Raw genomic sequence first — 6,864 nt, 5'->3', positions numbered from 1 at the left:
TGCGGCAAGAGCATGACCGCCTTCGCGCTGATGCAGTTGCTGCCTCCAGGGGCAGCGATCCAGGGTGGTAGCGTGCGCCTGTTGGGGGAGGAAATGGTCGGCACAGCGCCGGCCAAACTACGCGACATGCGCGGCCGGACGATGGGCCTGATCCTGCAGGAGCCGATGACCGCGCTCAACCCGGTGCGCACCGTGGGCTCCCAACTGGCAGAGGCTATCCGCCGCCATATTCCGATGTCGCGCGCCAAGACCCGGTCGCGCGTGCTGGAACTGTTGGACCTGGTAGGCATCCCCGACCCGGCGGCCCGTGCCGCGTCCTATCCGCATATGTTTTCCGGCGGCATGCGGCAGCGCGTGATGATCGCCATCGCGGTCGCCTGCAACCCGAAATTGCTGATCGCCGATGAGCCAACGACGGCGCTGGACGTGACCATCCAGGCCCAGGTCCTGGAATTGTTGGGGCGCCTGCAGAAGCAGCTTGGCATGGGACTGCTGCTGATCACGCACGACCTCGGCGTGGTGGCGGACTGGGCGGACCAGGTGGCGGTGATGTATGCGGGGCGGATCGTGGAGCAGGGGGGCGCTGCCGAAGTGCTCGGCACCCCTGCGCATCCCTACACCGCCGGGCTGCTGGGGGCGTCGGTTGGGCAGGCGCATTATACGACGGCGCGGCTGAAGGAGATCCCCGGCAGTGTTGCATCCGCCATTACCGCGCCGGGTTGCCCCTTCGCACCGCGCTGCAACCGCCATATCGCAGATTGCGATGCCACCGTGCCGCAGTTACATGCGGTGGCGCCATCGCACGATGCCGCGTGTATCCGCGCATGAGTCTCTTGGACGTTCAGGGGCTACGAACGGAATACCGCAGCGGCAAGCAAATCGTGGCTGCAGTCGACGGTGTCGATCTAACGGTGGCGGCTGGCGAGACGGTGGGCCTGGTGGGCGAAAGCGGCTGCGGCAAGTCCAGCCTCGGCAAAACTGTGCTACGGCTGATCCCGGCCGCCTCCGGCCGAGTGATGCTGGATGGAACCGATATCCTGCCACTGAACGGCCGAGCGCTAGCGCCGCACCGGCGACGGATGCAGATGGTGTTCCAAGATCCGTCCGCGTCCTTGAACCCGCGGCAAACGGTGCGCACGCTGCTGCAGACGCCGCTAAAGGTGCATGGCGTGGCAGACCGGTCCGCGCTTGTTGCCACGTTGCTGGACCGGGTGGGGCTGGAGCGCACTGCGCTGGACCGCCTGCCACACGAATTCAGCGGCGGACAGCGCCAGCGGATCGGCATTGCACGGGCCCTGGTTCTGCGGCCCGAATTGCTCGTGTGTGACGAGCCCGTCTCCGCGTTGGATCTATCGATCCAGGCGGGAATTCTAAACCTGCTGGCGGACCTGAAGCGGGACTTTGGGTTAGCCTATTTGTTCATCTCGCACGATTTGGGCGTGGTGCGCTACATGGCCGACCGGGTGCTGGTGATGTATCTTGGCCGCATTGTGGAAAGTGCCGGCCAGGCCAGCCTGTGGCAGGGTCCGCGCCATCCCTACACGCGCGCCCTTCTCGCCTCGGTCCCGGGCGCCACACATGGCGGCGCGCCGCCACTTCGCGGGGAGCTTGCCCGGCCCGGCACCGGATGCCGCTTCCGCACCCGTTGTCCACAGGCCGAGGCACGCTGCGCCGCGGAGGACCCGGCGTTGCGAACTGTCGCCGAAGGCCACAGTGCGGCCTGCCATTTCGCGTAGCAGCACGCGTTCGTCGTGAAGGGAGCATCAGCTCGCAGCGATTTGACCCTTACGAGTATCGCCGCAGGCTCGCAGCCATCGCACGGGCCGTGGGGGCGCCGCTCGGCATCGCCCGCCGATCACTCGAACCCCTGCAACACGATTTTGCCCTTGGCCCTTCCGCTTTCGAGATGGACATGCGCCCGCCGGAGATTTTCCGCATTGATCGTCCCATAACTCTCACCCAAGGTGGTGCGGAGTTTCCCGGCATCGACGAGCCGCGCCACCTCGTTCAACAGGCCGCCCTGCGCGGCGATGTCCGGAGTTCCGAACATCGACCGCGTGAACATGAATTCCCAGTGGGTTGACACGCTTTTACGTTTGAATGGCTTCACATCCAGATGGTTTGGGTCATCGATCAGCGAGAACCGTCCCTGCGGCGCGATCAGTTCAGCAATTTCCTCAAGATGCGCCTCGGTGCCGGTTGTCGAGAACACGAAGAACGGTTCCCCCACGCCTAGATTGGCGATCTCGGCCGCCAAAGGCTTGGAATGGTCGACCACGTGATGCGCACCGAGGTCGCGGCTCCATGCCGCCGTCTCTGGCCGGGAGGCCGTGGTGATCACGGTGAGGTCGGTCAGTTGGCGGGCCAGTTGCGTCGCGATCGAGCCGACGCCGCCTGCACCACCAATGATCAGGATTGAGCCTGCGCCACCAGGCCGCGGCTCGGAGACACGCAAACGCTCGAACAGCGCCTCCCACGCGGTAATCGCCGTGAGCGGCAGAGCCGCAGCTTCCGCCCAGGAGAGGGAGGTGGGTTTACGGCCAACGAGGCGTTCGTCCACCAGGTGGAACTCGGAATTGGTGCCGGGTCGGCCGAGTGCACCAGCGTAGAACACCGCATCGCCCGGCGCAAACAGCGTCACGTCGGGTCCGACCGCCTCAACCGTTCCGGCCGCATCCCAGCCGAGCACCTTCCAGTCGCCGGCTTCGGGCTTCGCGCTGCTCCGCACCTTCGTGTCGACAGGATTCACGGACACCGCATGCACGGCGACAAGGATGTCGCGACCGCTCGCCTGGGGCTGCGGCAGGCTTATGTCGACCAAAGACGCCGGGTTGTTGATCGGGCCAGGGTTCTGATATCCAACTGCACGCATGAAAATCTCCACTTCCGGATGTCACGAGACGTGGCGCTTTGGTGTCGCTAACGCAAGAAGGCCCATAAATCACCCATAGTATCACTAAGGATACCGCGATGCCCGCATCCGGCCATGTGCGGCTCGATTGTTCGCCAGGTTGCGCTGTTGAGGCGACGCTGCAGTTCATCGACGGCAAGTAGGAGGGCGTCATCTTGTTCCATCTGCTTGACCGCACATTGCAATTCAACGAAATCAGGTGACGTCTCCCGAACGTCACGCAACGGATGCTGACCACGCGATATCTGGCTGCGGAGCATTGCGAGATCATGCCGTAGGATACGATTGCCGTCGGGGACGGTGGCCCGGTCGGCATTATGCCACACTCTGTCAGGTCAGCTGCCCGCGTGGGAGCGCACCCGTTCCATCATTTGATGCTACGGTTTAGCGCTGCTCGGATAACCGAGGTCACAGCATTCGCTTGCTGCACCTCGTTCAAGCAATAGCGGTCTGCCTCTAACATCGCTATCAGGCCACGCACTCGACACCCGATTAGCCGCGGCCGCTTCGGCGAGGGACATTGCTCCTCCGGGGATCGCGATACAAACAGCTTGCCCTGCGAAACTCGTACTCCATCGCCCCGTATTACTCCCGGACGGTATTGAGAGCGCTGTCACCGTTAAGGAGTTTCTGCCATGTTCATGAGAATTGATAAACTGCAGGCCGCACTACCAGAACCAAAGAAGCCGGATCCCAATGCCGCGGCCGCGCTCCAGGAATTGCTCGGGGGCAAATACGGTGAGATGTCGACCCTCGGCAACTACATGTTCCAGAGCTTCAACTTCCGCAACAAGACGAAGCTTCGTCCGTTCTACAGCCTCGTCTCAGCGATCTTTGCCGAGGAACTTGGCCACGTGGAACTAGTCAGCACAGGTATCGCCATGCTGAACAACGGTCCCGGTGATCCAACCCCGGATGTCGACGTCTCCAAGGCGCCGTTCAACGCCATGCAGGACACGGCTCTGCCGGGTGCATTCCTTTCCAATGGTGGCGGTGCCACGCCGGTCAACAGCAATGGCCTGTCGTGGAACACCGACATGGTCACGACGACGGGCAATGTGATCATCGACCTGCTGCACAACTTTCACCTGGAATGCGGCGCACGCATTCACAAGCTGCGCGTCTACGAAACGATGAAGGAGCCGACCGGCCGCGAAGTTTGCGGCTACCTGCTGGTCCGCGGTTCCATTCACGCCCACGCTTACGCGCTGGCACTGAAGAAGCTGACCGGCGTCGAGATTGAGAAGATGCTGCCGACGCCCAATATCAATCTGGACCGCATTCCCGAGTGCCAGAAATACCTAGCCGAGGGCAGCCACCGTCGCCTGTATACCTTCAGCCCGGGCGACTACGGCGAGGCATCCGGCATATGGGGCAATGGTGAAAAGGCGCTGCCGGGCGATCCGCCGGGAGAGCTGGAAGTCGTCGATGGACATCCCGAAGGCGGAAAGATCCCGGAGTTGCTGGGGAACTATGGTGCATTTGCGCCTAACTACGCGCCAGAAGAAATGTTCGATATCGCCAGCAAGCTCTACAAAAAGTCTCGCTAACAACGCTTGGCCGGGGGCAACGATGCCGCCGGCCATTATCGTCGCGGTGCTTACCGATGCAGGATCCGGTAGTGGACTGGCGGCCCGGTAGACTACGCAAGCAGGGTGGGGTGGTCGGCGTCACTGACGTGAATTTGCATGACACCGTGAACGGCACCGGATCGCCTTGGCACGCATGCAGCCGCGCAACCGGAATACGGTCATCCAGGTCCTGTCGGCCATCTCCGACCGTGTTGGGGCCGAACGCCGGAGTGTCGATCGGCGCATTGATGGCGGTCATCATCGCCGGCAACGCGTCGGGTACCGGTGGCGGCAATGGCGGAATTCTTGCAAAAGCGGGGAAGTGACCTTTGACAGCGCTGATGCTTCACTGCAATTGGACCACATCGTGCGAACAACCAGGAGACGGCGTTGACGGGGTTCGATCTGGGGAGCGGTGGCATCGCGCGGCGCATTGCCGATGGTCAGCGGGATATGGTGCGCCGGCTAGAGATATTTCGGGCAGACACAGGCGACGCGGAGGGGTTCACCATCCATGCGCACCCATGGGGATTTAACACGTGAGCCGCAAACCGATGCCTGGCGTCGCGCCAGAAGACCGCCAAGTTCGTCTGACGGCGCTCCGGAATGCCAAGATGGCTGACTCTGCGCATGCGTATGTCCGCGGCAGCACTGTCCGCTTTTACGAGTGGCTCGATCAGACGCCCAGGGCAGCAATACCCGACGGTCCTCCCGTTTGGATCTGTGGTGACTGCCATGTGGGCAATTTGGGTCCGATCGCGGCAAAGGATGGCTCGCTGGACATTGCCATCCGAGACCTGGATCAGACGGTGATCGGCAACCCGGCGCACGACCTGATGCGCTTAAGCTTATCATTGGCGATGGCGGCCCGCGGATCCGACCTGCCCGGCGTCACGACCGTCCACATGCTTGAGCGCCTCATCGAAGGCTATGGGGCCGCGCTAGAGAACACGGAGCATGAGGTGAAGGCGGCCTATCCCGAAACCGTCAAGCTCGCTATGCGCCGGGCCGCTGGACGCTCGTGGAAGCACTTGGCCGACGAGCGGATCGAGGGTGTCGATCCAGTGATACCCCTCGGAACCCGGTTCTGGCCGCTTGCGCCGGGTGAAAAGGAGGCCTTAGGACAGGCCTTTGGCCGCGAGGATGTCCGCCGTCTGATCACGTCCCTTCGATCGAGGCAGAACGACGCGCCCGTTCGTCTGGTGGATGCAGCATACTGGCGGAAGGGGTGCAGCTCGCTTGGGCGCCTTCGCTTTGCCGCCTTGGTCGCTGTCGGCAAGGGTAAGGCTCTGCGCCATTGCCTAATAGATTTGAAAGAAGCGGTGGCGGCAGATGTCCCCAGCAGTGATGGCAGCGAAATGCCGCAGGACAACGGAGAACGTGTTGCGAAGGGTGCCAAACAGCTGTCACCAGATCTCGGCGAACGTCTGCTGCCGCTCCGACTCATGAACAAAGCACTGTTTATGAGGGAGTTGTTACCGCAGGACTTGAAGCTTGAGATCGAGGTATTGAGTAAAGACGAGGCCATGCAGGTCGCCGAATATCTAGGAGCCGTGGTCGGTCGAGCCCACGGGCGGCAGATGTCGCAGGCCGACCGTCAAGCTTGGTGTATTGAGCTCCGGCGGAACCGCTCGAAGACGTTGGATGCCCCATCCTGGTTGTGGTCGGGAACCGTCGACTTGGCAGCCGCCCACGAGGCGGCATATCTCGAGCACTGCCGCCGTCACGTCCTTGCACTCGATTCCTAGCAACCTGGAGGGCACGCGGCCAAGTATCGGCCGCATGTTAGAGACATTGTCTTGTGTGGAAGACTTCGAGCGTTCGCTAGCTTTCTGGGGCACTGGTCAAGCCGCGACCGCCGATTACCACGCGACTAAAAGTGGCACCCGCAAGGCTACCCCTTCGTCCGCCGTGCCATGATCCGCGTTTGCAAGCTCCAATCATGGAGGCCAGAGGATCGCCATTATGAGAGACGTCGATTCCCGAGCGTGGCGGCGGCGGCAGGGGGTGCCGGCCCTCTTTAGCGCGTCGGCGACATCTCTCGGCATTTAAGTCTCATCATGCTTGGCTAGCACTTCGCCCGCATGGAAGCTGCCGTCCGGCAGGCGGAAATGCGCCACCGGCTCCCCCGCTTTCGGACACCCGGCGCACCAACCCCGTCTCCGCGGCGCCGTTTGCGGCTCATCGTGCGGCCCGGGGATCGATGGCGGCCAGGCGGCGCCGGGCGAGCGACAGGCGCCGCGCCGCGCCCACTGCAAACCCGATCGGCACCAGGATCGCCAGCGCGTAGGACGCGACGATAAAGCCCAGATGCGTCATGCCACCGACTCGCTGCGCGCCATCAGCAGGCCGCGTATCCGCCGCTCCATCACCGCGGCCCGG

General features: G+C 63.0%; 8 protein-coding genes. 4 read left to right on the top strand and 4 right to left on the bottom strand.

Translation table 11 applies throughout. The annotated features are described in order from the left end of the window. Nucleotides 1–828, top strand: an 828-nt coding sequence (locus tag GSQ76_RS12010; RefSeq protein ID WP_158744152.1) for an ABC transporter ATP-binding protein, incomplete at its 5' end; no start/stop codon positions are given. Further along, on the top strand, nt 825–1,736 hold the full coding sequence (locus GSQ76_RS12005; RefSeq protein ID WP_158744151.1) for an ABC transporter ATP-binding protein: 912 nt from the start codon (nt 825–827) through the stop codon (nt 1,734–1,736). The genes GSQ76_RS12010 and GSQ76_RS12005, both read left to right, overlap by 4 nt. A gap of 119 nt (nt 1,737–1,855) precedes the next feature. Here GSQ76_RS12005 and GSQ76_RS12000 read toward each other — a convergent pair whose 3' ends face one another. From GSQ76_RS12000 to GSQ76_RS32630, 3 genes are all read right to left on the bottom strand, one after another. Beyond that, on the bottom strand, nt 1,856–2,872 hold the full coding sequence (locus tag GSQ76_RS12000) for a zinc-binding alcohol dehydrogenase family protein (protein WP_158744150.1): 1,017 nt from the start codon (nt 2,870–2,872) through the stop codon (nt 1,856–1,858). Nucleotides 2,873–2,919: 47 nt separating this feature from the next. Beyond that, complete coding sequence (locus GSQ76_RS32635) at nt 2,920–3,171, bottom strand: hypothetical protein (protein ID WP_174247334.1); 252 nt, start codon at nt 3,169–3,171, stop codon at nt 2,920–2,922. Between the two features lie 107 nt (nt 3,172–3,278). Continuing rightward, nucleotides 3,279–3,392 (bottom strand): metal-sensing transcriptional repressor, encoded by a 114-nt coding sequence (locus GSQ76_RS32630; protein ID WP_408836515.1) that lies wholly within the window; start codon nt 3,390–3,392, stop codon nt 3,279–3,281. Nucleotides 3,393–3,546: 154 nt separating this feature from the next. Between GSQ76_RS32630 and GSQ76_RS11985 the strand changes: the two genes are divergently transcribed. Next, nucleotides 3,547–4,461 carry a manganese catalase family protein gene (locus tag GSQ76_RS11985; protein WP_158744148.1) on the top strand — a complete coding sequence of 305 codons (915 nt, stop codon included), beginning with the start codon at nt 3,547–3,549 and terminating at the stop codon, nt 4,459–4,461. A 560-nt stretch (nt 4,462–5,021) separates the two neighbouring features. Next, complete coding sequence (locus tag GSQ76_RS11980) at nt 5,022–6,230, top strand: DUF2252 family protein (protein ID WP_254070371.1); 1,209 nt, start codon at nt 5,022–5,024, stop codon at nt 6,228–6,230. Between the two features lie 433 nt (nt 6,231–6,663). On the opposite strand, the gene GSQ76_RS30870 is transcribed toward GSQ76_RS11980, so the two are convergent. Then, the coding region (locus GSQ76_RS30870) for a hypothetical protein (protein ID WP_216851018.1) at nt 6,664–6,864 on the bottom strand (201 nt) is incomplete at its 5' end.

Origin of the sequence: Acidisphaera sp. L21, assembly GCF_009765685.1 — a bacterium.
Lineage (GTDB): Bacteria > Pseudomonadota > Alphaproteobacteria > Acetobacterales > Acetobacteraceae > LMUY01.
The sequence above is the reverse complement of the archived record's forward strand: the minus strand, read 5'-3'. Positions and strand labels throughout refer to the sequence as shown.

Bases quoted from the DNA above. Each gene is read 5' to 3' on its own strand.
- GSQ76_RS12005 (WP_158744151.1), top strand. From the start codon at position 825: ATGAGTCTCTTGGACGTTCAGGGGCTACGAACGGAATACCGCAGCGGC.
- GSQ76_RS12000 (WP_158744150.1), bottom strand. From the start codon at position 2,872: ATGCGTGCAGTTGGATATCAGAACCCTGGCCCGATCAACAACCCGGCG.
- GSQ76_RS32635 (WP_174247334.1), bottom strand. From the start codon at position 3,171: ATGCTCCGCAGCCAGATATCGCGTGGTCAGCATCCGTTGCGTGACGTT.
- GSQ76_RS11985 (WP_158744148.1), top strand. From the start codon at position 3,547: ATGTTCATGAGAATTGATAAACTGCAGGCCGCACTACCAGAACCAAAG.